Source organism: Paraburkholderia sp. BL18I3N2, from assembly GCF_003001875.1.
GTDB lineage: Bacteria > Pseudomonadota > Gammaproteobacteria > Burkholderiales > Burkholderiaceae > Paraburkholderia > Paraburkholderia phytofirmans.
Genome location: NZ_PVNC01000011.1, coordinates 206,607 through 231,510 on the forward strand (window position 1 = coordinate 206,607; position 24,904 = coordinate 231,510).

Genomic DNA, 24,904 nt, shown 5'->3' on the forward strand with positions numbered 1-24,904 from the left:
ATGATTCGTCGACGTCGATACAGCCGGATCGGGCTGGTGTTAGGGGGCGGTGCCGCGCGCGGCTGGGCGCACATCGGTGCGATTCGCGCGCTGCACGATGCGGGCATCAAGCCCGATGTGATCTGCGGCACGTCGATCGGCGCGCTGGTGGGCGCGGTGTACGCGAACGGCGATCTCGACTGGCTCGAGGAGTGGGTCTCGCGGCTCACGTGGCAGACGGTGGTGCGCCTGCTCGATCTGCGGCTCTCGGGCGGCCTGCTCGGCGGGCGCAAAGTGATCCAGCTCTTCGCCGACAAATTCAACGGCCGCTCGATCGCGCAGTTGAACATGCCGTTCGCGGCTGTCGCCACCGAACTCGATTCGGGCCGCGAGAGCTGGTTGCAGGACGGCAGCGTGGTCGACGCGGTGCGCGCCTCGATTGCGATCCCCGGGATTTTCACGCCGGTGTGGCACAACGGTGTCTGGCTGGTGGACGGCGGCTTGAGCAACCCGGTGCCGGTTTCGGTGGCGCGCGGCATGCGCGCGGACTGCGTGATCGCCGTCGATCTGAACAACGACATTCTGAATGGCCGCGATTTCGGCGGCGCGGTGGTCGATACGCCCGCCATCGATCCGACGGCGCCGCCGCCGCTCGCGCTGCGCCGCAACGGCAAGCCCTGGCCGAAGTGGCTCGCGCCCGCCGACGCACGCGTCACCGACGACGTGCGCGTGCCGCCCGCACCGAGCGCACGCGTGCCGTCCATGCTGAGTTCGATTGCGCAGAGCATCGACATCATGCAGGTGCGGATTACGCGCAGCCGCCTCGCGGGCGAGCCGGCGGATATCCTGATTCAGCCGCGCCTGGGCGGCATGGGGATTTTTGACTTTCATCGCGCGGCGCCGGCCATCGAGGAAGGGCGCGCGGCGGTGGAATATATGCTGCCGGCGATCCGCGCAAGGCTGGGGATCGATTAGCGTCTATCGAAAAAGCGACCCGAAACTTGCTAAATCGCGGCGGCGCTCGCCGCGCGCTTCCCTCCCGCTTCCCGCCCGACAAACGCCAATTCCCCGCAAAACCAAGCGCTGCAAGCCGCGCGGCGCCGCAAGGCACGTCTTGTTGCATTGCAACAAAGCCTGCACGCGCCTTTGAGAAATTAATTTTCGCTTGCGAGACTGCGCGCCATGCTGGACGAGTGGGGCAGACACAAGCCGACACCGTCCGGTACATCCTCAAACAACCTGGATGGAGACACGCGTGTTCCTATACGGCTTTGGTCCGGTGCTGCTGGCCGGCACGATCCAGACGATCGAGCTGTCCGTCCTGTCGCTGGCGGCCGCCGTGCTGCTCGGTCTCGCGGGCGCGGCGGCGAAACTCTCGTTCAACCGCCCGCTGCGGGCAATCGCGACCGGTTATACGACGCTGATCCGCTCGGTGCCCGACCTCGTGCTGATGCTGCTGCTGTTCTACAGCATCCAGATCGCGGTCAACAATCTCACCGACGCGCTGAACCTCCCGCAGTTCGATATCGATCCGTTCGTGGCCGGCGTCCTGACGCTCGGCTTCATCTACGGCGCGTACTTCACCGAGACCTTTCGCGGCGCGTTTCTGGCGGTGCCGCGCGGCCAGCTCGAAGCGGGCAGCGCGTACGGCATGAGCGGCGCGCGCGTGTTCACGCGCATCCTGTTCCCGCAGATGATGCGTTTCGCGCTGCCGGGCATCGGCAACAACTGGCAGGTGCTGGTGAAGGCGACGGCGCTGGTGTCGATCATCGGTCTCGCCGACGTGGTCAAAGCCGCGCAGGACGCCGGCAAAAGCACCTTCAACATGTTCTTCTTCATCCTGGTCGCCGCGCTGATCTATCTGGCGATCACCACCGCGTCGAATCTCGTGCTGATCTGGCTGGAAAAGCGCTATTCGATCGGCGTGCGGCACGCGGAGCTCTGAGACCATGATCGACATCCTCAATCAATTCTGGCGCGCGTTCCTGTACTGGGACGGCCAGCGCATGTCCGGCCTCGCGGTCACGCTGTGGCTGCTGGTGGCATCGGTCGGGATGGGCTTCTGTGCGGCGATTCCGCTGGCGGTGGCGCGCGTGTCGAAGAAGCGCTGGGTCTCCACGCCGGTGCGTCTTTACACTTACGTGTTTCGCGGCACGCCGCTGTACGTGCAGCTGTTGCTGATCTATACCGGCATGTACAGCCTCGAATTCGTGCGCTCGCATCAAGTGCTAGACGCTTTTTTTCGCAGCGGTTTTCACTGTGCGATTCTCGCCTTCGCACTGAATACCTGCGCGTACACCACGGAGATTTTCGCCGGCGCGATCCGCTCGACCTCGCACGGTGAAGTGGAAGCGGCGCGCGCCTACGGCATGAGCTGGTTCACGATGTACCGGCGCATTGTGATACCGTCCGCGCTGCGCCGGGCCTTGCCGTTGTACAGTAACGAAGTGATCCTGATGCTGCACGCCACCACGGTCGCCTTCACGGCCACGGTGCCGGACATCCTGAAGGTGGCGCGCGACGCGAACTCGGCCACCTACCAGTCGTTCGATGCGTTCGGCCTCGCGGCGCTGATTTACCTCGTGGTGTCGTTCGCGCTGGTGGCTTTGTTCCGGCGCGCCGAGCGTCATTGGCTGGGTTACCTGGCGGTGCGCACGCATTGAATCGCGCCGTGTTTGCAGTGGGCGGCGCGTTATTCTCGCGCCGTCACGTAGATTGATCCGTATCTTCAAAGGGAGAGCATCTTGCTCCACACGACTCAAACCGAAGCTTGCAAGCTCGCCGTACAGGACATCCACAAGCGCTACGGCGACAACGAAGTGCTCAAGGGCGTGTCGCTCAACGCGAACAAGGGCGACGTGATCAGCATTATCGGCGCGAGCGGGTCGGGCAAGAGCACCTTCTTGCGCTGCATCAATTTCCTCGAACGGCCGAACGCCGGGCAGATCGTCGTCGACGGCGAGATGGTGAAGACGAAAACCGATCGCGCCGGCAATCTAGAAGTCGCCGATCACAAGCAGTTGCAGCGCATCCGCACCAAGCTCGCCATGGTGTTCCAGCACTTCAACTTGTGGGCGCACATGAATGTGCTCGAGAACATCGTCGAAGCGCCGATTCACGTGCTGGGTCTGAAGCGCAAGGAAGCCGAAGACCGCGCGCGCGAATATCTCGAGAAGGTCGGTCTCGCGCCGCGCCTCGAAAAACAGTATCCGTCGCATCTGTCGGGCGGGCAGCAACAGCGTGTGGCGATTGCCCGCGCGCTGGCCATGAACCCCGACGTGATGCTGTTCGACGAACCGACTTCCGCGCTCGATCCCGAACTGGTCGGTGAAGTACTCAAGGTCATGCAGAAGCTCGCCGAAGAAGGCCGCACGATGATCGTCGTCACGCACGAAATGGGTTTCGCGCGCAACGTGTCGAATCATGTGATGTTCCTGCATCAAGGCCGCACCGAAGAAGAAGGCCTGCCCGCTGAAGTGCTCAGTGCGCCGCGCAGCGAACGGCTCAAGCAGTTCCTGTCCGGCAGCCTGAAGTAACGCGCGGTTCGCGCGGATTCACTCGATGGCTCGCACGTCCAGCCCGGCTCGCACCACGCAGGTCGCCATCGTCGCCTTGCCGCCCGTGTCGATGTCGGGCGTCGGGCCGATTGTCGACGCGCTCAATCTCGCCAATGAAATCGACGGCCGCGCGCTGTACCGCGTGCAGGTGTGCTCGTGGGACGGCCGCGCGGTGCCGCTCGCGGGCGGCGCGCACTGGCCCGCGGACGCCGCGTTCGGCGATGCGATCTCGTGCGACTGGCTGATCATCGTCAGCGAGCGCTTTCAGCAATTCGCCGACTATCGTCTCTTTCTCGCCAGCCTCTCACGCGTCGGGCAGCGCACGCCGCTCGTTACCGGCATTCATCACGGCGTCTGGTGGCTCGCCATGGCAGGGCAGTTGTCCGGCTATCGCGTGAGCGTGAACTGGGAAACCTATCAGCAGTTCTCCGAGCAGTTCGAACGCTCCATCGTCACGCAACAGATCTTCGAAATCGACCGCGATCGCGCAACCTGCGCGGGCGGCCAGGCGACCGTCGACTTCATGCTGGCGATGATCGGCCGCGAGCACGGCCCCGAACTCGCGGATCGGATTGCGGACACGCTCGGCGTGGGCGTGTTGCGCGCGGGCGAGGAACGTCAGCGCATTCCGTTCGTGACCGCGCCGGGCGAGCGTCATCCGCGCCTGAACGACGCGTTGCTGCTGATGGAAGCGAATATCGAAGACCCGCTCACCACCGACGAGATCGCCGGTCTGGTCGGCGTGTCGCGGCGGCAGTTGGAGCGCCTGTTTCGCCAGTATCTCGGCTCGATGCCGTCCAAATACTATCTGGGGCTGCGGCTTTCGAAAGCGCGCACGCAATTGCAGCGCACCAGCAAGTCGGTGGTGCAGATCAGCCTGGCTTGCGGGTTTTCGTCGGCGGCGCACTTTTCGAATGCGTACCGCGAACGCTTTGGTGTCACACCGCGCGAGGATCGTCGTAACTGGATCGACAAGCAGACCGGCGCAAGCGGCGCCGCGGCCAGCGAGCCGCGGCCGGCTGCGTTGATCGAGCGGCCGGATCAGGCGGATTGACGCGAACGAGCGCGCGGCCCGGGCCAAACTCCGGCGCGATTCGCGTGGAACCTCATAGAAAGCGTCGCGTATGCGCAAGACGTATCGCGTGCGGTTTCCTACACTACCTGTATTACCTCTCACCTGTAACGAGGATTTGCCATGAACGACCTGACAGTGACGCGCCAGACCTTCGACGAAGTCATGGTGCCGGTGTTTTCGCCCGCCGCCTTCGTACCGGATCGCGGTCTCGGCTCACGCGTCTGGGATACGCAAGGCCGTGACTATATCGACTTCGCCGGCGGCATCGCCGTCACCGCTCTGGGCCATGCCCATCCTGAGTTGCTGAGCGTGCTGCACGAACAGGGCGGCAAGCTGTGGCATATCGGCAATGGTTACACCAACGAGCCGGTGCTGCGCCTCGCCAAACGCCTCGAAGACCTGACGTTCGCCGACCGCGCGTTCTTCGCCAACTCGGGCGCGGAAGCGAACGAGGCCGCGTTGAAGCTGGCGCGCCGCGTCGCGTTCGACCGCCACGGCGCGGATAAATACGAAATCATCTCGTTCACGCAGTCGTTCCATGGCCGCACGTTCTTCACGGTCAGCGTAGGCGGCCAGCCGAAGTATTCGGAAGGCTTCGGCCCGGTGCCTGCTGGCATCACTCACTTGCCGTACAACGACATCGAAGCCGCGAAGAAAGCCATCGGCGCGCAAACCTGCGCGGTGATCGTCGAGCCGATTCAGGGCGAAGGCGGCGTGATCCCGGCGGATCCGGCGTTCCTGAAGGCGTTGCGCGAAGCCTGCGATCAGCATGGCGCACTGCTGATTTTTGACGAGGTACAAACAGGTGTGGGCCGCAGCGGCTATTTCTACGCGTACCAGGAAACCGGCGTGACGCCGGACATCCTCACCACGGCGAAAGCGCTCGGCAACGGTTTCCCGATCGGCGCGATGTTGACCACCAACGAGCTGGCCGCGTATTTCAAAGTCGGCGTGCATGGCACGACATACGGCGGCAATCCGTTGGGCGCGGCGATCGCAGAGAAGGTGGTCGAGTTGGTCAGCGACCCGAAGCTGCTCGAAGGCGTGCGCTCGCGCAGTGAAGCGCTGAAAGGCCACCTCGCGAAGCTCAACGAACGCTTCGGTCTGTTCACGGAAGTGCGCGGCCGAGGTCTTCTGATCGGCGCCGAATTGACCGACGCGTTCAAGGGCCGCGCGAAAGATTTCGTCACGGCAGCAGGCCAGCAGGGCGTGATCATGCTGATGGCCGGTCCCGACGTGCTGCGTTTCGTGCCGTCGCTGATCATGCCGCTCGACGACATGAACGAAGGCTTCGAGCGACTCGCGAAGGCCATCGACAGCATTGTCGGCGCGAAGGCCGAAGCCGCGTCGAACTGATCCACGGCATTGATCATGCGTCACATTCAACAGGAACGATGATGCTCTTCGTACGCCCAGGCCGCCTCGCCGATCTCGACGCGCTCGAACATATGGCGCGCACCGCGCAACCGGTGCTGCATTCCCTGCCGCACGACCGGCGTGCGCTCGAAGCGCGCGTCGCGTTATCGGAAGACTCGTTTCGCGCGGAAGTCGATTTTCCGGGCGAGGAGTTCTATCTGTTCGTGCTCGAAGATTCGGAGAGCGGCAAGCTGATGGGCACGGCGAGTATTGTCGCCGCGGCCGGTTATTCGGACCCGTTCTACGCGTTTCGCAACGACGCGCTGATTCATGCATCGCGAGAACTGCATGTGAACCGCAAGATTCACGCGCTGACCATGTCGCATGAGTTGACCGGCAAGAGCCGCCTCGCGGGCTACTACATCGATCCGTCGCTGCGTGGCGACGCCGCCGCGCATCTGATGTCGCGCGCGCGGATGATGTACATCGCCGCCAATCGCAAACGCTTCACACCCGAGGTGTTTTCGCTGCTGCTCGGCGTCACTGACGAGAACGGCGTGTCGCCGTTCTGGGAAGCGGTGGGGCGCAAGTTCTTCGGCCGCAACTTCGCCGACATCGAGATCGAATCGGGTGGCCGCAGCCGCACGTTCATCGCCGAAGTGATGCCCACGTATCCGATCTATGTGCCGCTGCTGCCCGAGGCGGCGCAGCGCGTGCTCGGCGAGCCGGATTCGAAGGCTTTGCTTGCGTATGACATCCACCTTGAAGAAGGCTTCGAGACGGATCGCTATATCGACATTTTCGACGCGGGCCCGGTGTTGACCGCCCAGGTGGATCGCAGCGCTTGCGTGACGCGCAACGAAACGCGTGTGGTGCACGAGAACAATGCGTCTGCCGACGGTTCGACGTATCTGATCGCACATAACGGCGCCGATGGCGAGTTCCGCTGCGTGCTCGGCGAATTGGCAGCGGGTAAAGAAGCCGGCGCGTCGTTGCCGCACGCTGCGCGCGCGGCGCTCGGCGTCGAAGAAGGCGATACGGTGCGCTGCGTGCGGTTGCACCAGCCGCATCAGGATGAACAATCGGGAGAGGCACAATGATCGTCGTTCGCGTTGTGCAACGAGGCGATGTGGACGCGCTCATGCGGCTCGCGCAGGAAACCGGCCCGGGTCTGACCACCTTCAAGCCGGATCGCGACGCACTCGCGGCACGCGTGGAACGCGCGCGCCGCACGATGGAAGACAAAGCCGAGCCGCATGAAGCCGGCTACTTCTTCGTGATGGAAGACACCGACACGGGCGACGTCGCCGGTGTGTGCGGCATCGAAACCGCGGTGGGGCTGCAGCAGCCGTTTTACAACTATCGCGTGAGCACGGTGGTGCATGCGAGCCAGGACCTCGGCATCTGGACGCGCATGCGCGCGCTGAACATCTCGCACGACCTGACGGGTTATGCCGAAGTGTGCTCGCTGTTCCTCAGCCCGCGTTATCGCACGAGCGGCGTGGGCGGCTTGCTGTCGCGCTCGCGCTTCATGTTTCTCGCGCAGTTTCGCGAGCGTTTTCCGCAGCGTCTGTGCGCGGAATTGCGCGGCCATTTCGACGCCGAAGGCACCTCGCCGTTCTGGCGCGCGGTCGGCTCGCATTTCTACCAGATCGATTTCAACGCGGCGGACTATCTGAGTTCGCATGGCCGAAAGGCATTTCTCGCCGAGCTGATGCCGCGCTATCCGGTGTATGTCGAGTTGTTGCCGGAAGAGGCGCAGCAATGCGTCGGCCTCACGCATAACGACACGATTCCGGCGCGCCGCATGCTCGAATCGGAAGGGCTGCGTTACGAGAATCACGTCGATATCTTCGACGCGGGTCCGGTGCTCGAATGCCATATCGCCGACTTGCGCACGGTGCGCGAGAGCGTGGTGGTGCCGGTTGAAATCGGCACGGCAAGCGCCTCGGGCGCGCCGCAGGATGGACCGAAATCGATGGTGTCGAACACCTCGCTGGGCGATTTTCGGGTCGGCGTGGTGGCGGGCGTGCCGCAGAACGGCGTGTTCCGCCTGAGCGCGACTGAAGCCGCGGCACTCGACGTCAAGGCAGGCGACCTCGTGCGCGTGCTGCCGCAGAAACACAAACAGGGATGATCATGAGCGAGCTTTTCATCGACGGCGAATGGGCCGCCGGCACAGGACCCGCATTCGCGTCGCACAACCCGGGCACGGGCGCGGCGGTATGGGAAGGCAACAGCGCCTCGGCGGACGACGTCGACCGTGCGGTGCGCAGCGCGCGCCGCGCCTTCGCCGCGTGGTCCGCGTTGAGCCTCGACGAGCGTTGCGGCGTGGTGCGCCGCTTCGCCGCGCTCGTGACGGAGCGCAAGGAGGCGCTGGCTGAAGCGATCGGCCGCGAAACCGGCAAGCCGTTGTGGGAAGCGCGCACCGAAGCGGCTTCGATGGCGGCCAAGGTCGAGATTTCGATTCAGGCCTATAACGAACGCACCGGTGAAAAGCGTTCGGCGATGGCGGACGGCACAGCCGTGCTTCGGCACCGTCCGCATGGCGTCGTGGCCGTATTCGGGCCGTACAACTTTCCGGGTCATTTGCCGAATGGGCATATCGTGCCGGCACTGATCGCGGGCAATGCGGTCGTCTTCAAGCCGTCGGAACTCGCGCCCGGCGTGGCCGCGCTCACCGTGCAGATCTGGCGCGATGCAGGTTTGCCTTCGGGTGTGCTGAACCTCGTGCAAGGCGAGAAGGACACCGGCATTGCGCTGGCGAATCACCGGCAGATCGATGGGCTGTTCTTCACGGGTAGTTCGGATACCGGAACATTGCTGCACAAGCAATTCGGCGGCCGCCCGGAAATCGTGCTGGCGCTGGAAATGGGCGGCAACAATCCGCTCGTGATCGGACCGGTGGCCGATGTCGATGCCGCCGTGCATCACGCGATTCAATCGGCGTTTCTCTCGGCGGGGCAGCGCTGCACGTGCGCGCGCCGTATTTTCGTGCCGAACGACGCGGGCGGCGATCGCTTCATTGAACGCTTCACCGAAGTCACGTCGCGCATCACAGTCGGTGAATATAACGCGGATCCGCAGCCGTTCATGGGCGCGGTGATTTCGGCGCGCGCCGCCTCGCGACTTGTCGCCGCGCAGGAACGCCTGCTGGCCGACGGCGCCAAGGCGTTGCTCAAGATGGAGCAGCGCGATCCGAAACTAGGCTTCGTCACACCCGCAATTCTCGACGTCACGAACGTGAAGAACCTGCCGGACGAAGAACACTTCGGTCCTTTGGCGCAAATCATTCGCTACGGCAGCTTCAACGAAGCGCTGGAGCAAGCCAACGACACCGAATTCGGCCTCTCCGCCGGCCTGCTTGCCGACGACGAAGCGCTCTGGGCGCACTTCCAGCGCACCATCCGCGCCGGCATCGTCAACTGGAACCGGCCGACCAACGGCGCATCGTCGGGTGCGCCGTTCGGTGGGCCGGGCCGCTCAGGCAATCACCGGCCGAGCGCGTATTACGCTGCCGACTACTGCGCGTTCCCGATGGCGTCAGTCGAAAGCGCGCAACTGCAAATGCCCGCGAGCGTCTCGCCGGGCCTTCAATTCTAAGGATCGACGATGCAAGCCACTGAAGCCAATTTCGACGGCCTGGTCGGCCCGACCCACAACTACGCGGGGCTCTCGTTCGGCAACGTCGCGTCGCAGAACAACGATAAGTCGATTGCGAATCCGAAGGCGGCGGCGCGTCAGGGCCTGCGCAAGATGAAGCAATTGGCCGATCTCGGCTTTCATCAGGGCGTATTGCCGCCGCAGGAGCGTCCGTCGATGCGTCTCCTGCGCGAGCTGGGTTTCTCCGGCGACGACGCCACCGTAATCGCGCGTGTGGCGAGAGACGCGCCTGAGTTGCTGGCCGCCGCGAGCTCGGCGTCGGCGATGTGGACCGCGAATGCGGCGACCGTGAGCCCATCCGCGGATACGCACGACGGCCGCGTGCATTTCACGCCGGCCAATCTGTGCAGCAAGCTGCATCGCGCGATCGAACACGAGTCGACGCGGCGCACGTTGCGCGCGATCTTCAACGACGCCGACCGTTTCGTGGTGCACGAGGCGCTGCCCGGCACGCCCGCGCTCGGCGACGAAGGCGCGGCGAATCACACGCGCTTTTGCGCGGAATATGCGGCACGTGGCGTCGAATTCTTCGTGTATGGCCGCAGCGAGTATCGTCGCGGACCGGAGCCGAAGCGCTTCCCGGCGCGTCAAACCTTCGAGGCGAGCCGCGCGGTCGCGCATCGTCATGGCCTTGCCGAAGCGGCCACGGTGTACGCGCAGCAGAACCCCGACGTGATCGACGCGGGCGTGTTCCATAACGACGTGATCGCGGTCGGCAATCGCAATACGCTGTTCTGTCATCAGTTGGCGTTCGTCGAACAGAACGCGGTGTACGACGAATTGCGCTCGAAGCTCACCGGCCTGAAATCGGACTTCAACGTAATCGAAGTGCCGGACGCGAAGGTGAGCGTGGCCGACGCCGTCACCTCGTATCTGTTCAACAGCCAACTGCTGACGCGCCCGGACGGCAAGCAGGTGCTGGTCGTGCCGCAGGAATGCCGCGAGAATCCGCGCGTGGCCGCGTATCTCGACGATCTGACGTCGCATGCGGGCCCGATTGACGACGTGCTGGTGTTCGATCTGCGTGAAAGCATGAAGAACGGCGGCGGCCCGGCGTGTCTGCGTCTGCGTGTCGTCCTCGACGACGCGGAGCGCGCGGCAGTGACGCAAGGCGTGTGGATCAACGACACCCTGTTCGGCCGCCTGGATGCATGGATCGAAAAACATTATCGTGACCGCCTCGCGCCGGCCGATCTGACCGACCCGCAATTGCTCGCCGAATCGCGCACCGCGCTCGACGAACTGACGCAGATTCTCGGTTTGGGTTCGCTGTATGACTTCCAGCGCTGAGCGCGATATGCCGGTTCCGATGCTCGACGATTTTCTGGCTTATACGCTGGCGGGCACGCGACCGGCTGCGAATGAAACTCAAGGCACGTGCGCCGGCGGCGTGCGCTGGTCGTGGCTGGACGACGGCGTGCTGTTGATGGAGCCCGCAGCGCAGGACGAGAGCGTGCGCAGCGTGCTCGTCTCCGCCGGCGTGCACGGCGACGAGACCGCGCCGATCGAACTGCTGGGTTTTCTGGTGCGTGACATCGCGCAAGGCACGGCCGCGCTGACCTGCCGCCTGCTGGTGATTCTCGGCAACGTCGACGCCATGCGCGACGCGTGCCGTTATCGCGACGACGATTTGAATCGCCTCTTCAGCGGCCGTCATCTGCAAGTGCCGCAGAGTTACGAAGCACCGCGTGCCGCCGCGCTCGAACAGGCGGCGACGCAATTCTTCGCGGCAGCGTCGAACGAGTCCGGCGCGCGCTGGCATATCGACATGCACACGGCGATCCGCGCATCCGCCTTCGAGCAGTTCGCGTTGCTGCCGCATAGCGGCAAGCCGTTTTCGCGCGCGATGTTCGAATGGCTCGGCGAGGCGCGTATCAGCGCGGTGCTGTTGCACACCACCAAGGGCAATACGTATTCGCATTTCACCGCGCAGGCGTGCGGCGCCGAAGCGTGCACGCTGGAGCTCGGCAAGGTGCGTCCGTTCGGTCAGAACGATCTGACGCGTTTCGCCGGCGCCGATCACGCGGTGCGTCACCTGCTGGCCGGCATGCGCGGCGAGGTTCGTGCGGACCTGCCGCGCGCTTTCACGGTGATCGATCAGATCACCAAGCAAAGCGACGCGTTCGAATTGCTGGTCGCCGCCGATGTCGCGAACTTCACGCCATTCGCGAAAGGCACCGTGCTCGCGCGCGACGGCGAGTACCGCTATGTCGTGCAGCACGACGAGGAACGGCTCGTGTTTCCGAACGCGACCGTCAAGCCCGGTTTGCGCGCCGGCTTGATGGTCGTCGAGACGACGCAGGACACGCTCTCGAAGCTCGTGTAGTTCACTACTATGCAAGACCCGAACGTTGCGCGCCAGGGCGCGCAACGTTTCTCACTCGCGGTGCCGTTTAAGCCGCGTTCGCGCGGATCAAATCTTCCGCCATCATCGCTTGCCGCACCTTCGGCCGTGCCGCAACGCGCTCCAGATATGCCTCCAGCTTCGGATAAGCGCCGAGATCGAGCGACAGCATGCGCGCCCAGCTCAGCACGGTGAACGCATACGCATCGGCGACGGAGAACCGTCCCGTCAGATAGTCGCGTGCCGCGAGCACCTTTTCGAGTTCGCTAAAACGTGTGGCGAGTTTGGCGCGGCATTCGGCCTTCGTCGATTCGGCGGTTTCCTGATGCCAGAGCCACGGGCTGAACGTCTTGTGCAATTCCGTGCTGATATACGTGAGCCAGCCGAGCGCTTCGAGCCGTTGTGGCGAACCCGCACGCGGCAGCAAATCCGACTCGGGCGCAAGATCGGCGACGTATTGCAATAAGGCAGCGCCTTCGGTGTGGCGCGAGCCGTCGGCGAATTCGAGCAACGGCACATAGCCGCGCGGCGAGATCGCGTAATAGTCGTCGCCGTTGGCGAGCTTGTGCGTTTGCAGATTGACCTTGATGCCTTCGAAGTCGAGATCCGCTTCGCGCAGTGCAATGTGAACCGCTAACGAACAGGCGCCCGGCGAGTAATAGAGTTTCATGTTTTCACCGCCATAGATGAGGTTGAAGTCCCGGCAGGTGCCGGTGGCAAAGCTCGTCGGCCGACAAGTCCATGTGGTAAAAGTAGCCCGGATCGCATTTCGAATAAACAGGCGGCTTGCCAAACCATGCGTGCAAAAACGCAATACGAACTGACTTCGGCGGATACGCAGACCATTCTCGCGCTGGTGCGCGCCGGCACGCTGGCGGAAGCCGCGCAGCGTCTGGGTATCGACGCCTCGACCATCTTTCGCTCGGTGCAACGGATCGAACGCGGGTTGGGGCAGCGTTTGTTCGAGCGCTCGCGCAGCGGTTATCGCGCCACGCCGCTCGGCGCGCAACTGGCGCGTCACGCCGAGCGCATCGAAAGCGAACTCGCGGCGGCACGCTCCACGGTGCAGGCGAGCAGCGACCGCGTGTCCGGCAGCGTCCACGTGACGACCACCGATACCGTGCTCTACGGTCTGCTATTGCCCGCACTGCATGATTTCGCGGCGCTGCATCCGGCGTTGTCCTTCGAGCTGACGGCGACCAACAGTCTCGCGAGTCTCACCAAACGCGACGCCGATATCGCCGTGCGCGCCACGCGCCGCGCGCCGGATCATCTGGTCGGCAAGCACGTGGGTCCGCTGCGTATCGCCGTGTTCGCCGCCAGGCGCAGCGGCATCCAAGCGAGCGATGTCGATGCGCTGGCGCGTTGCGACTGGGCGGCCCCGGACGCCTCGCTCGGCGATCACCCTTCGGTGCTGTGGCGCAAGCGTCATTGCCCGACAGTCGAGCCGCGCTACAAGACCAACAGCGTGATGGCGGTGTTCGAACTCGTGGTGCGCGGTTTTGGCGTCGGCATTTTCCCGACCTTTCTCGCGCGGGGCCGCGACGATCTCGTGCAATTGACGCCGCCGCTCGACGAAGCCGAGTCGCAGGTGTGGGTGCTCGCGCATCCGGAGTCGCGTCATTTGCCGCATGTGGCTGCCGTCTATACGCATCTGTCGCAGCAGCTCAGCGGCGATTTTGCAGCGGGCGACGGCGCACGCTAACGCGTTCCGCTTTGCCTGAGCGCGACAGCTATTTACACCTTTACGCGTGCGCCCAAAGCGCTTGCGCACCGACGAGCCACGCGGCGCGCCCACAGGCACGGCAAACGAAGCCTGTACAATCGCGGCCTCGCGGCTGTTGCGCTGCACCACACCGGCCGCACGAGTTTGAATCGCAATTTTGGCGCGGCAATCATGCTTGCCCGGATTCGGCTCCGTCTTATTCAATACCGTAGAGGAACACCCGCAATGAAGATGAATTGGCGAAACATGGCTGCGCTCGCGCTGTTCGCAGCGGCTTCGGTCACGGCCGGCACCGCAGCGGCTGCCGATATCAAGGAAGTGCATTTCGGCGTCGAGGCGTCGTATGCGCCGTTCGAATCGAAGTCGCCGTCGGGCGAGCTGCAAGGTTTCGACATCGACGTCGGCAATGCCGTGTGCGCGAAGCTGAAGGCCAAATGCGTGTGGGTCGAGAATTCGTTCGACGGCCTGATCCCGGCCTTGCAGGCGCGCAAGTTCAACGCCATCAACTCGGACATGACGATCACGGATCAGCGCCGTCAGGCGGTCGACTTCACGGATCCGATCTACACCATCCCGAATCAGATGATCGCGAAGAAGGGCAGCGGTCTGCTGCCGACGCCGGCGTCGCTCAAGGGTAAGCATGTCGGCGTGCTGCAAGGCACGATTCAGGAAACCTACGCGAAAGCGCGTTGGGCGCCGGCCGGCGTCGACGTCGTGCCGTATCAGACGCAGGATCAGATTTACGCCGACCTCGCTTCGGGGCGTCTCGACGCCGCGTTCCAGGACGCGGAAGCCGCGTCGAAGGGCTTCCTGAAGAAGCCGCAAGGCGCGGGCTTCGAGTTCGCCGGTCCGGCCGTCACCGATGAGAAACTGCTCGGCGCGGGCGTCGGCTTCGGCATCCGCAAGGGCGACAAGGCCTTGAAGGACGCGCTGAACCAGGCGCTCAAGGAACTGAAGGCGGACGGCACGATCGACCGTTTCGCAGCGAAGTACTTCGACGTGAAGGTAGTGTTGAAGTAACGCGCGTCTTACGCGAATCGTTGTAGTTGATGCAAACGGCCGCTGAGAGCGGCCGTTTGCATTCGAGGCGGCGCGAGAGGCGAGCGCTATCCGGTCAACGCACGTTCGCTTCCGGCTGATCGAGATAATCGAATACCACTTCGCCGAGACCGAGCGTCAGATCGGCAAGCAGATGGCGCGCCTCGACGATCTCCAGCACCGGTAATTCCGCGACCGGCGCGAGCGCGTGATGCGCCAGTTCGAGCGCGGCCGGGCCGGTCCATGCGCCTTTCAGATCGATGTCCTGCAGGTAGTAGCGCACCAGTTCGCAGATACGCGGCGTGCCGTCCACATGCGGAATCACCTTGAGCAAAAAGTTCGGCGTTTCGAGGCGCTTTTTCTGCTGCGCCACATCGAGCTGCCGATGCTTGTAGCCCATGGTGCCGGTCGCGATGCGCACCGGACCGTAGTCGAGCGTGCCGACGAGCGTGTCGGTATGAACGGCGAGCACCGGGTTCGCGAGCTTCTTCGGAAAGCCCCACAGTTCGCGGCCGCCGGCGATGGGCGGATGGTCGTCCAGATACATGGCCAGCGTGTAGCCGCCCGCCACGCCCTTGTACGACACCGGGATCACCTGGCCGCTTTCCGTGTAGTCGCCGAAACCCGTCGAGTCCGGCATGCGGATGAACTCGTAGTGCACCAGCGGCTCGCCGATCTCGAGCGGCTCGGGCACCACGGCGCGCAGCTTGTCCGGATCGGTGCGGTAGGTGATGATCAGAAATTCGCGGTCGATGAACCGGTACGGGCCCATGGGGAATGCCGGGCTCGTGATCGGCATGGCGAAGGCATTTGACAGCACGCTTTTGACGTCCATGTTTTTCCTTGGTGGTTAAACGCGATTGGAACGCTTTTGCACTGCACAAGAGTATCGTTGATTCCGCGTTGCCTTGCTCTCAAACTGGTCTCCAATTATTTCCAGATATTGCTTCACGGACGTGTCCGCGCATGGCGGCCTGCGCTAAAATCGGCGAGCGCACCGCAGGCGTCACGGCTTCACGCGAGGGCCGGGCGCTGACGGTGCAGCGAAAACCAAAATACAGCAGTAGGCGCCGGGGCGGCGCTTAGCGGGGGAGTGCAATGACCACCATCGCAATCGAGAATCCGGGCCACACGGGTGCAGCGGACGATGCGCAATTGAATGCCAGCTTCGCGCGGCAGCCTATTCTGAACCGCGACGGCATGCTGTGCGGCTACGAGATCAAGGTGCGCGCACCGGAATGGCGCGCGGAGACGGCGGACGCCGCGCATGCCGCCGGGCATGAGAACAGCGACGCCGACGCGTCATCGCCCCGCGCGCCCGATCCGGCGCAACGCGTGGCGCGAGGCATCCTTCACGGCCTGCTTCAGGGCAATGTGCGCGGCGCGCTGACCGGGCATCCGGCCTATGTCGACGTCAGCCGCGAGATGCTCTTCGACGATGCGATCCTGCGGCTGCCCGCCGAGCGCTTCATGCTCGAATTGGCGCCCACCATCGAGATCGACGAGGCGCTGGTGGCGCGCATCGTCCAGTTGCATGGGCGGCGCTATCGCTTCGTGCTCGACGAGGTGGCCCAGCCCAACGAAGCCTTCGCCAAACTGTTGCCCTACGCCGAAGTCGTCAAGATCGATTTCATGCACGCGCCGCGCGCGCTGCTGCCGAAACTGGCGAGCGTGCTCAAGTCGGCGGGGAAGCTGCTGGTCGCCTCGGGCATCGACGCCCAGGCCGATTTCGAAACGGCGCATGGACTCGGCTTCGATCGCTTTCAGGGTTACTTCTTCGCGCGCGCGCAGACCTCGGCGACGCGCCGTGTCAGCGCGCCGCGCCATGCCTTGCTGAACCTGCTGCAACTTCTCTCGGGCGATCCAACCGTCGCGCAGCTCGAAGCCGAACTCAAGCTGAACCCGGTGCTGGTGATGCACCTGATGAAGCTTGCCAATTCGAGCGGCCTTGCCGTCGGCCACAAGGTCACGACGTTGCGCGAAGCGATCAACGCGACAGGCACCAACCGTATCGCGCGCTGGACGCAGCTGCTGCTCTACGCCGACGGCCGCAAGGTCGCCCTCGAGGACGATCCCTTGCTGCAACTTGCCGCGACGCGCGCGCGCTTCATGGAACTGGCGATCGAGCGCCTGCCCGAAGCCGGCCGCGACGAAGCCGATGCGGCGTTCCTGACCGGCGTCTTTTCATTCGTCGACGCGGTGTTCGGCGGCTCACTCGAAAGCACCTTGAACCTCCTCACGTTGTCGCGTCCGATCCAGGCGGGCATCCTGCATCGGCAAGGCGTGCTGGGGTTGCTGCTGAGCGCGGTGGAAGCGCTCGAACGCGGCGCGTGGGATGAGATCGGCACGTTGTGCGAACGCTTGCAGCCGTTGACGGTGGAGGAGGTCGCGGAACTGGGTCTGGCGGCCGGCGCGTGGGCCGGTGTCGCCGACCGCAGCGCGGAAGGGCTGGAAAGAATCGAGGATTGAAATCAGCGCTTCAGCTGGAGACCGCGGCATGCGAGGCATGGCGGTCCCGGCGGAACTGACTCAAGTGCAACCTGGCGTCGGGCAAACACAGAACAGGTGAGAGTGAAGCGGTGTGATCAACGATCACGCCAGGTCTTCACGTCGTCTCCATTTCCCGCATCTGCCCCAGGCCGAAAAAACGGCCTAACTCCTTGGCCAGTTCATTCAACACGCTCATCTCTTTCTGTGAGATGCGCCGTGGCTCCTGACTATGCGACCAGTCGCCGTAGAGGAGCGCCACGGTCGTGTCGCTTTCATCGACGACTGGCAGCAGCACGAAGGCGCGGGCGTCGTCGAAGGAGCGGCGGAACCATTCGGGCAGCCGCGCGACCATCTTCGGATCGCGCGCGTTCTCGATGAAGATGCCCACCGAGTTCGCGATCGCCAGATGAAACACGTCGGGCTCGAAAGCCGTGTTGAACGTGAGCTTGGGCAACGCCGCGTCGATCTTCGGTCCGAGACCGAGGCGCGCCTTGAAGGTGCCGTTGCTGTGCTTGACGAACACCACCGTGCGCGCAAAGCCCAGGCCGGCGAGCAGTGTTTCCGCGGCCAGCGCCAGTGCCGGCGCTAACGGGCTGCCTTCGGGCAGACCGCGCAGATCCTGCACGCCCACCGCGATGCGCGCCTCGGGGCTGAGCGCCTCGCGCGCGATCGCGTCCGCGTTGGCGCGCAGCTCGACGATTTCGCGCATCACGCCGTCGCCGCCTTCTTCGCGGGCGAGCGCCACGCTCATCTGGAGCAACACTTCGGGATCGGTGTTCAGCGCACCGCTATATTCCTGCGCCAGTTCGGCGATGCGTTCCTCGCGCTCCCAGTCCGGCATGTTCTGCTGAGTGAGCACGTCGGCGACTGCCGTCGAGTAATTGGTGATGGCGCGCAGCCATTGCACCTGGCGCGGCTGCGTGACGTCTTGCGGATCGAACTCGCCCATGCCGGAGCGGATCATGTCGGGCAGGCGCCAGCGCACGGCGGCTTCGGCGCCGATTTCGTCGAACGTGACGCCGAGCACCAGCACGCAGGCATCGGCTTCGAGCGCGCCGTCGTCGATATGGCGGCGAATCTGATCCCATTCGGCGTCGAGATAGAACACCACCAGCAGCTTGCCGATCTGCCGCATCAGCGTGCAGACCACGGCTTCCTCGCCGGCGCGCAGATCGCCGCGCTCGGTCAGCTTGCGCGCGACGCAGCCCGACAGCAGCGTGCGGTTCAGTTCGAGTTTCGCGTCGATGCGGCGCGGTGCGCTGTGATGGAAGTGATCGACTATTTTCAGACCGACCACCAGATGGCCGACCGCGTCCATGCCGAGCACCATCAGCGCGCGCGACACGGTGGTGATGTTGCCGCCGAACGCCATGTACATGGCCGAGTTGGCAAGCCGCAACACTTTTTGCGTGAGCGCGAAGTCGGACAGCACCACCTGCACGAGGCCGGTGAAGTCGAGGTCGTCATTGTTCATCGCCGCCATGGTGGAGCGCAGCGACTGCGACAGCATGGGGAAATCGCCGCGCTCGCTCATTCGCGTCCAGAGCCGGTCGAGCACCGCCGCCTTTACCATGTGAGTCCCGCCAAAGCCATACATGTTCCAATGAGTGCCACGCCGGCCAGAGGCCGGCTTGTTCCGCTGCATGATTCACGACATGAGCGCTTTGCCTGCATGGCTAGGCGCTGTGCAAATGAAGCGTGCGCGCTTCGAAACGCTGCGCGAGTTCGTCGGAGGGCAGCGCCTTGCAGACGAGCCACCCCTGGATATGGTCGCATCCCATCTCGGTGAGCAGGGCGCGCTGCGCTTCCGTTTCGACGCCCTCGGCCACCAGCTCGAGATCCAGTGTCTGAGCGAGGCCCACGACGGCGCTGACGATTGCCTGATCGTTCCGGGAGGTTAGCAGATTCTCGACAAAACTCCTGTCGATCTTAAGCTTGGCCAGCGGGAAGCGTTGCAGGTAAGCCAGGCTCGAATAACCGGTGCCGAAGTCGTCGACCGCGAAGCGGATGCCCATGGCGGTCAGGTCTTCGAGCAGACCCTTGGCATGCGCCGGGTCGTGCATCAGCAGGCTTTCCGTGATCTCGAACACGAGCCGGCGCGGATCGATGCCGGTCAACTCGATCGCCTCGCGCACGGAGTCCTTGAAGCGCGGATCGCGGAACTGCTGCGGCGACACGTTCACGGCCACGTATTGCAGGGAGATGCCTTTCGCGTCCCACTGGATCAACTGCATGCAGGCCACCTTCAACACCCAGTTGCCGAGGAAGTTGATCAGGCCGATCGACTCGGCAAGTGGGATGAACATGGACGGCGGCACCAGTCCATGCACCGGATGCAACCAGCGGATCAGCGCTTCCACGCCGACCACGCCATGCGTGCGGCTGCTCGTGATCGGCTGGAAGTGTAGCGAGAACTCGCCGTTGCGCACACCGTCGTAGAGGTCGGCCTCCAGCTTCAGGCGCTCGGCGTCGGCGGGGTTGTCGTCGGGAACGTAGAAGGCGAGTGTGTTGCCGCCGGCCGCCTTGGCCTGCAGGAGGGCGTGGTCGGCCCAGCGCAGCAGATGGGTGTCGTGGCCGGCGGTGTCGTTGGCGTGGCGCACGTCCGGATAGAGCGCGATGCCGATGCTCGCCGACAGATGTACCTGCTGGCCGTTGAACACATACGGTTGCTGGATCGCGGTCAAGAGGCGCCGCGCCAGCGTTTCGGCGGCGGCCGCCGCGTCGGTGCGGCTGGCGGCGGGCTTCACGAGAATCGCGAACTCGTCGCTGGCCACGCGCGCCACGGTCTCGCTCGGGCTCGTCATGTTCAGGATGCGGCGCGAGGTGTCGCGCAGCATGTCGTCGCCGGCATCGTAGCCGAGCGCGCGGTTCACGCGCTGATAGTCGTCGAGGTCGAGCAGCAGCAGCGCGGCCGGTGTGCCGTGCGCGTCGGCTTGCTGCTGGGCGTCGAGGAGCGCGGGAATCAGCGCCGACTGGTTGGCCAGATTGGTCAGGCGGTCCAGATGCAGCGCCTGGGTCAAACGCTCCTCGGTGGCGCGCCACGCCGATACGTCGAAGCCGGCGATCGCATAGCCCGCGGTGCCGTCGTGGCTGCTGCGCACCACGCGCAGCTCGACCGTGATCGGATAAGTGAGTGACTTGATAAGGTTCAGCGTGGCCTTCTCGACGTTGCCCGAGACGGCGGCGCGCGTCAGCAGGGTGTCGAGGCGCGGCACGTCGGCCGGCGCCACGAGGTCGTGCAGCGTGATGGTCTCGAGATACTCTCGGTGATAGCCGATGAAGCGCAGGCTGGCTTCGGACACATAGATAAAGCGCAGCTCGTCGTCGACGTGCGCCAGCAGGTCGACCGCGCCGACCACCTGTTCCAGTTGCGCAGCGCGGCTTGCGGCCGTCTGCGGTTTGGCGTCCACGCGCCGGCCGAACGCACGAAGCCGGTCCATGACCGTGCGCAAGGAGCCCCGGCGGGGCGCGGTGATCCTGTTCGCTTCCATGTTTATCGCTGGCAACCTGTATTCGTCTGCAGGCGGGGCGGCTTGCTTGCCCGCCAATCAGGGCGGCAAGAGGTATCAGGCCGCCCCATCAGAACGAGATAACGACCCTTGCGGCGAAATCTTTAGCGCCCGCGGCAAAAAACATCCGGTAAGGGAGCGCTTGCACGGCTTCGCCGCGACCGGGGAACGATTCGGTTAAAGTGCGGCTGTGCGACGTCCGTTAATAGGACAAACGTGTTGTGCAGTACCGGCTGAGACGTCGCTGCTGCGTAGCTTACCGAATACTTCCCCCGATGCTCCATGTCTGAACGCCATCAAGCCAAGGCCACTGCCCGGCATAGCGAGGTGCTCGACGCAGCTGCCGACGACGCCGAATCGTGGCGCGCCACGCAGTTCGTGTATCTGGGCCGTCAACCGATCCTCGATCGCGACGGCGCGCTCAACGCTTACGAATTGTTGTTTCGAGCCGGCGCGCATAACTACGCCGAAGTCACCGACGACGCCCAGGCGACCGCGCAGGTGGTGGCGCGCGCGATCGGCGGGATCGGCGTGCCGACGGTGCTGGGCCAGCATCGCGGTTTCGTCAATATCGACCGCGCGCTGCTCTTTAACGACATCGTCCATCTGATGCCGCCCGAGCGCTTCGTGCTCGAAATCCTCGAGACCGTGAAATTCGACGTGCAACTGGTCCGCCGTCTCGGCGAGTTGCGCCGCGCCGGCTTTCAGGTGGCGCTCGACGACGTAAGTGAACTGTCCGACGAGCTGATCGGCGCGCTGCCGCATGCCGACATCGTCAAGATCGACTTTCTGCAGACCGACCGTGCCGTGCTGCCGAAGCTGGCGTCGCTGGTGCGCGGGCAGGGCAAGACGCTGATCGCCGAGAAGGTCGAGACGCGCGAGGATTTCGCGCTCGCGCGCGACCTGGGCTTCGATCTGTTCCAAGGCTACTTTTTCGCGCGGCCGCAGGTGTTGGCCGCGCCGCGCAACCGCTCGCCGCGGCCGGGGCTGCTGCGCCTCCTGGCGCTGCTGTCGCGCGATGCCGGCATCGTCGAACTCGAAGCGGAGCTCAAGCTGAACCCGAGCGTGGTGGTGCAGCTGCTGCGCCTCGTCAATTCAAGCGCGTTCGGGCTGGGGCGCAATATTGCGTCGTTGCGCGAGGCGATCATTGCCACCGGCACACGGCAGATCGCGCGCTGGGCGCAACTGCTGCTGTATGCCGACAGCGGCGACCTGCCGTGGCGCGCCGATCCGCTGGTGCAACTGGCGGGCACGCGTTCGCGTTTCATGGAGTTGGCGGCCGCCTGGCTGCGTCCCGCCGACGACGAGTTCGCCGATGCGGCCTTCATGACCGGAATTTTTTCGCTGATCCACGTGGTGCTCGGCAGCTCGCCGGGCGCGGCGCTGGAGAAACTGGGCCTCGCGCCGCAGATTCGCGAAGCGATCGTGTCGCGGCGCGGCGAGCTCGGCACCTTGCTGCGCCTCGCCGAGGCGGCGGGCGAGGGCCTCGACGCAGCATCGATCGCCCTGGGCACCGATGCGCCGGTCGGCTTCGTGACTTTTACGCCCGAGGTGCTGGCCGAGCTGAACCTGTCGGCCGCGGCCTGGTTCGGCGCGCATATCGAGGAAGCGATCGCCTGACGGGCGTGTTGGCGCCGTCGCGCGCTTTCGGTGTGCCTGCCGTGGCGGCGTTCACGGCAACGACTTCTGCGTCCTTCAGGCTGGTTCTCACATACCTTGTGAGTACGTGGTCCAATAGCGACGTTGGCCGGCGTTCTCCTGAGCGTGGCGGCCTTGGCTTCACGGGACGAACCGCGTGCATCCACGCCTGGAGAAAAGCAGATGAAGAAGAAATTCATATCGGCCGCACTGGCCGCCGCTGTGTCGCTGGGATTCGCCATGCACTCGCTGACGGCCTCGGCGACCCTCAAGCCGGGCGACACGGCGCCGGCGTTCACCGCGCAGGCTTCGTTGGGCGGCAAGACTTATACGTATTCGCTGACAGACGAGTTGAAGAAAGGTCCGGTGGTGGTGTATTTCTATCCGGCGGCTTTCACCAAGGGTTGCACGATCGAAGCTCACGAGTTCGCTGAAGCTGTCGACGAATACAAGAAGTATGGCGCGACGGTGATCGGCGTGTCGCACGACAACATCGACACACTGACGAAGTTTTCTGTCAGCGAGTGCCGCAGCAAATTCCCGGTTGCGGCCGATGCCGATTCGAAGGTGATCGGCGAGTACGACGCGGGCTTGCCGATGCATGCGTCGATGGCCAATCGCGTGTCGTACGTGATCGCGCCGGATGGCAAGATCATTTACGAGTACACGAGCCTCTCGCCGGAGAAGCATGTCGAGAATACGCTGAAGGCGGTGAAGGATTGGGCGGCGGCGCATAAGCAGCCGTAACGGCCGGGCTGGATGCCTGTGCATTTATTGCAATGGTTTTCTGGCGGTGCCTTGCGGTGCTCTTGCGGTGCTCTTGCGGTGAGACGGGGACATCGCACGTGCCAGGCTGACATTTTTTCCCTCGTGAGCTCGCGATGCCGATTCTCGTTGCGTTGATTGCGCTGATCGCGCTGGGGTATGGCGCCGTGCAGGCGTTTCATGCTTTGCAAGCGGCCTGGGGTTTGGCCGCGGCGGTGGGCGTTGCCGCGGTTGCCGGTTTGCTGGTGATCGGCGCACTGGTTTATTGGCGGCGGCGCCGTAAGGAAGTCGCTGCCAATGTTCGTGATGGCGACTGGACTCACGAAGTCAAAGGGAGTTGGGGCGCGGTGCGACTGGCCGCCGACAAGCGGCTTTGTGAGATTCGGTTGGGGCAGCAGGAGGGAGCGTATATTTTCGCCGACCTGCTCGGGGCAGAGGTGCAGCGGCCCGGCGCGCAGTGGCAGGTGGTTTTGAAGGTCAAGGATCCTAGGCATAAGGTTTGGGTTTTGCCTATGCGGGATGAGCGGCAGGCTCGGCAGTGGGGGAGGGTTTTGGTGCTTGCTGTGGAGCAGAGGCTTTAGGGGTTTTGGGGGTTTTGGGGTTTTTGCGTACCCGCGCTCGTGTCGAATGTCCGCTGGCAGAGCACCGATTTACATACCGCGCCAAAGCCGCGCCAGCACGTATGGGTATTCACAATGAGGTTTCTTTGCTAAGGGACGCTGATCTACTAACGGATGCAGTTGTTCGGTCATTCAAACGACCGGGTGTAAAGAGAAAAGCCAATCACACCAGCAGGGTGACGCCTGCCCAGGCGATCAGCACGACGCCCAGCACGCGGCTGACCCGCTCACCGCCAGGCAGGATTTTCTCCACGAAAACGATTAGCGCCAGCGCAGCGATCCAGATGAGATTCATGATGCCGCCGACGAACAACAATGCCATTAGCAGCCAACAGCAGCCCACGCAGTAAATTCCATGACGCATCCCGAGCAGGAAGCTGCCTGCGACGCCAGGACGCCAGTGCGCGGTGAGGAAATTGACAGGTGAACGGCACTGCGTCAGGCAGGCGCGCTTGAGCGGCGAGAACTGGTAGACGCCCGCCGAGGCCAGAACGATCGCGGAAAGAGGCGCGCTCTTCGACCACAACATCATTTCAGAAATGAGGCCGGTCGGTTGCAGCGCCTTCTGGAGCGATGCCGCGCAGATTGAGAATGCCAGCCATGCGGTCAGGTAACCGGCCAGGAGAAACAACGACGGAACGGCCGAGCTGGCCTCGATGGCGGCGTGGTGCCGCAATACGCGTCGATATAGCAGGACCAGCGGCGCCGCGCTGGGCGTCATCATTGCGATCATCATCACCCACCACATCAGGATCACGGTCGGCAGCGACGGATCCATTCCCCCGCCGCCGTCTGCCAGTCGATGAGGGAACAGCGCGACGGCCGTCATCTCGAGCGCGGACATGCCGATTCCAGCGCCTGTCCACAAGTAGGCCCACGAAAACGCGACGACGGCGACGATGCCGAGCGCGGTGATCGTGCGCTCACGTCCCAGGGCATTCCCGACGCTGCTCATGCGGCAGCGCGATGCCGGATCGGTCCTTTGTTATTCAAGTGCAGTCGTGCGAACTGCGCATAAGTCCCCTTGAGATCCAGTGCGATGTTTCCGTGCGAGCGGCTGGTGCCGGAGCCGATCTCGGCAAGTTCGTATTCGAACCCGTGAGGCAGGTCGATTCGGACGCGGTGCTCGTCGCCCGTCACTGGA

General features: G+C 64.1%; 23 protein-coding genes and 1 pseudogene. 18 read left to right on the forward strand and 6 right to left on the reverse strand.

The window, feature by feature from the left end; translation table 11 throughout:
* The 11 genes from B0G75_RS26090 to astE all read left to right on the forward strand — a co-directional run bounded on the left by B0G75_RS26090 (position 1) and on the right by astE (position 11,956).
* On the forward strand, positions 1-954 hold the full coding sequence (locus B0G75_RS26090; protein WP_012432580.1) for a patatin-like phospholipase family protein: 954 nt from the start codon (positions 1-3) through the stop codon (positions 952-954).
* A 280-nt stretch (positions 955-1,234) separates the two neighbouring features.
* The gene (locus tag B0G75_RS26095) at positions 1,235-1,924 is read left to right on the forward strand and encodes an ABC transporter permease (RefSeq protein WP_012432581.1); all 690 of its coding nucleotides are present in this window, start codon (positions 1,235-1,237) and stop codon (positions 1,922-1,924) included.
* Positions 1,925-1,928: 4 nt separating this feature from the next.
* The gene (locus tag B0G75_RS26100) at positions 1,929-2,642 is read left to right on the forward strand and encodes an ABC transporter permease (RefSeq protein ID WP_106312386.1); all 714 of its coding nucleotides are present in this window, start codon (positions 1,929-1,931) and stop codon (positions 2,640-2,642) included.
* Between the two features lie 81 nt (positions 2,643-2,723).
* On the forward strand, positions 2,724-3,515 hold the full coding sequence (locus tag B0G75_RS26105; protein WP_012432583.1) for an ABC transporter ATP-binding protein: 792 nt from the start codon (positions 2,724-2,726) through the stop codon (positions 3,513-3,515).
* Between the two features lie 25 nt (positions 3,516-3,540).
* On the forward strand, positions 3,541-4,590 hold the full coding sequence (locus B0G75_RS26110) for a GlxA family transcriptional regulator (RefSeq protein ID WP_106312389.1): 1,050 nt from the start codon (positions 3,541-3,543) through the stop codon (positions 4,588-4,590).
* Between the two features lie 141 nt (positions 4,591-4,731).
* Positions 4,732-5,967 carry an aspartate aminotransferase family protein gene (locus B0G75_RS26115; protein ID WP_106312392.1) on the forward strand — a complete coding sequence of 412 codons (1,236 nt, stop codon included), beginning with the start codon at positions 4,732-4,734 and terminating at the stop codon, positions 5,965-5,967.
* Between the two features lie 41 nt (positions 5,968-6,008).
* On the forward strand, positions 6,009-7,067 hold the full coding sequence (gene aruF / locus B0G75_RS26120; RefSeq protein ID WP_106312395.1) for an arginine/ornithine succinyltransferase subunit alpha: 1,059 nt from the start codon (positions 6,009-6,011) through the stop codon (positions 7,065-7,067).
* A complete protein-coding gene (gene astA / locus B0G75_RS26125; RefSeq protein ID WP_106312398.1) occupies positions 7,064-8,104 on the forward strand; it encodes an arginine N-succinyltransferase in 1,041 nt (346 codons plus the stop codon). Before aruF ends, astA begins: the two co-directional genes overlap by 4 nt.
* Before the next feature lie 2 nt (positions 8,105-8,106).
* Entirely contained in the window at positions 8,107-9,570 is a 1,464-nt protein-coding gene (astD, locus tag B0G75_RS26130) for a succinylglutamate-semialdehyde dehydrogenase (RefSeq protein ID WP_106312401.1), read from the forward strand.
* A 9-nt stretch (positions 9,571-9,579) separates the two neighbouring features.
* A complete protein-coding gene (astB, locus tag B0G75_RS26135) occupies positions 9,580-10,920 on the forward strand; it encodes an N-succinylarginine dihydrolase (RefSeq protein WP_106312404.1) in 1,341 nt (446 codons plus the stop codon).
* The gene (astE, locus tag B0G75_RS26140; protein WP_258194692.1) at positions 10,904-11,956 is read left to right on the forward strand and encodes a succinylglutamate desuccinylase; all 1,053 of its coding nucleotides are present in this window, start codon (positions 10,904-10,906) and stop codon (positions 11,954-11,956) included. Before astB ends, astE begins: the two co-directional genes overlap by 17 nt.
* Positions 11,957-12,023: 67 nt before the next feature.
* Here the strand turns inward: astE and gstA are convergent, their stop codons facing one another.
* Complete coding sequence (gene gstA, locus B0G75_RS26145; protein ID WP_106312410.1) at positions 12,024-12,644, reverse strand: glutathione transferase GstA; 621 nt, start codon at positions 12,642-12,644, stop codon at positions 12,024-12,026.
* A 126-nt stretch (positions 12,645-12,770) separates the two neighbouring features.
* On the opposite strand from gstA, the gene B0G75_RS26150 reads away from it, so the two are divergent.
* Entirely contained in the window at positions 12,771-13,679 is a 909-nt protein-coding gene (locus B0G75_RS26150; RefSeq protein ID WP_106312412.1) for a LysR family transcriptional regulator, read from the forward strand.
* Between the two features lie 246 nt (positions 13,680-13,925).
* Positions 13,926-14,720, forward strand: a complete 795-nt coding sequence (locus tag B0G75_RS26155) for an ABC transporter substrate-binding protein (protein ID WP_106312415.1) — start codon at positions 13,926-13,928, stop codon at positions 14,718-14,720.
* Positions 14,721-14,814: 94 nt separating this feature from the next.
* On the opposite strand, the gene B0G75_RS26160 is transcribed toward B0G75_RS26155, so the two are convergent.
* Positions 14,815-15,573 (reverse strand): acetoacetate decarboxylase, encoded by a 759-nt coding sequence (locus tag B0G75_RS26160; protein WP_106312418.1) that lies wholly within the window; start codon positions 15,571-15,573, stop codon positions 14,815-14,817.
* 263 nt (positions 15,574-15,836) lie between these two features.
* Between B0G75_RS26160 and B0G75_RS26165 the strand changes: the two genes are divergently transcribed.
* A complete protein-coding gene (locus B0G75_RS26165; RefSeq protein WP_106312421.1) occupies positions 15,837-17,207 on the forward strand; it encodes an EAL and HDOD domain-containing protein in 1,371 nt (456 codons plus the stop codon).
* A gap of 136 nt (positions 17,208-17,343) precedes the next feature.
* On the opposite strand, the gene B0G75_RS26170 is transcribed toward B0G75_RS26165, so the two are convergent.
* A complete protein-coding gene (locus tag B0G75_RS26170) occupies positions 17,344-18,801 on the reverse strand; it encodes an HDOD domain-containing protein (protein WP_106312424.1) in 1,458 nt (485 codons plus the stop codon).
* A gap of 103 nt (positions 18,802-18,904) precedes the next feature.
* Positions 18,905-20,719 carry a bifunctional diguanylate cyclase/phosphodiesterase gene (locus B0G75_RS26175; RefSeq protein WP_106312427.1) on the reverse strand — a complete coding sequence of 605 codons (1,815 nt, stop codon included), beginning with the start codon at positions 20,717-20,719 and terminating at the stop codon, positions 18,905-18,907.
* Between B0G75_RS26175 and B0G75_RS40795 the strand changes: the two genes are divergently transcribed.
* The 4 genes from B0G75_RS40795 to B0G75_RS26195 all read left to right on the forward strand — a co-directional run bounded on the left by B0G75_RS40795 (position 20,667) and on the right by B0G75_RS26195 (position 23,721).
* Complete coding sequence (locus B0G75_RS40795) at positions 20,667-20,918, forward strand: hypothetical protein (protein WP_181309347.1); 252 nt, start codon at positions 20,667-20,669, stop codon at positions 20,916-20,918. The genes B0G75_RS26175 and B0G75_RS40795 overlap by 53 nt on opposite strands.
* A gap of 101 nt (positions 20,919-21,019) precedes the next feature.
* A complete protein-coding gene (locus B0G75_RS26185) occupies positions 21,020-22,357 on the forward strand; it encodes an EAL and HDOD domain-containing protein (protein WP_106312433.1) in 1,338 nt (445 codons plus the stop codon).
* A gap of 201 nt (positions 22,358-22,558) precedes the next feature.
* The gene (locus B0G75_RS26190; protein ID WP_106312436.1) at positions 22,559-23,122 is read left to right on the forward strand and encodes a peroxiredoxin; all 564 of its coding nucleotides are present in this window, start codon (positions 22,559-22,561) and stop codon (positions 23,120-23,122) included.
* A gap of 134 nt (positions 23,123-23,256) precedes the next feature.
* Positions 23,257-23,721 carry a hypothetical protein gene (locus tag B0G75_RS26195; protein ID WP_106312439.1) on the forward strand — a complete coding sequence of 155 codons (465 nt, stop codon included), beginning with the start codon at positions 23,257-23,259 and terminating at the stop codon, positions 23,719-23,721.
* A gap of 202 nt (positions 23,722-23,923) precedes the next feature.
* On the opposite strand, the gene B0G75_RS26200 is transcribed toward B0G75_RS26195, so the two are convergent.
* Positions 23,924-24,715, reverse strand: coding sequence for a DUF2182 domain-containing protein (locus B0G75_RS26200; protein ID WP_106312442.1), 792 nt, complete (start codon positions 24,713-24,715; stop codon positions 23,924-23,926).
* Positions 24,712-24,904 (reverse strand): annotated as a pseudogene (locus B0G75_RS26205) (hypothetical protein); the annotation flags it as partial. The gene B0G75_RS26200 and the pseudogene B0G75_RS26205, both read right to left, overlap by 4 nt.